1 pseudogene is annotated in these 574 nt (G+C 46.0%); it reads left to right on the top strand.

Going from position 1 to position 574, the window contains the following annotated elements:
* A pseudogene (locus tag WAA15_RS24530) lies at positions 1 to 574 on the top strand (hypothetical protein); the annotation flags it as partial.

Here is a 574-nt window from a genome sequence, read left to right as displayed (position 1 = left end):
TGTGGCTAGTAACAGCATTCAAATTACAACAGGTGGTATACCGAATGCACCAACAATTACAGCCGACAAGACGAGCTTGTGTGCTGGTGAATCTGCTACTTTAACAGCGGCGAATTGTAGTGGTACTTTAAGCTGGCGTAAGGATGGTCAGTCAGTGACTTATTCAAATCCAGCGGTGGTGACGCAGTCAGGCGTTTATACAGCTACTTGTACAACTAGTTGTGGGACAAGTGTGGCTTCTAACAGTATTCAAATCAGTACTGGAGGTATACCGAATGCGCCAACAATTACAGCGGACAAGACGAGCTTGTGTGCTGGTGAATCGGCTACTTTAACAGCGGCTAATTGTAGTGGTACTTTAAGCTGGCGCAAGGATGGTCAGTCAGTGACTTATTCAAATCCAGCAATAGTAAACCAATCAGGCGTTTATACAGCTACTTGTACGACGAGTTGTGGCACAAGTGTGGCTTCTAACAGTATTCAAATTACAACAGGTGGTATACCGAATGCGCCAACGCTTACAGCGGACAAGACGAGCTTGTGTGCTGGTGAATCGGCTACTTTGACAGCAGCT

Source organism: Emticicia sp. 17c (assembly GCF_037153985.1).
Classification (GTDB): domain Bacteria; phylum Bacteroidota; class Bacteroidia; order Cytophagales; family Spirosomataceae; genus Emticicia.
The sequence above is the reverse complement of the archived record's forward strand: the minus strand, read 5'-3'. Positions and strand labels throughout refer to the sequence as shown.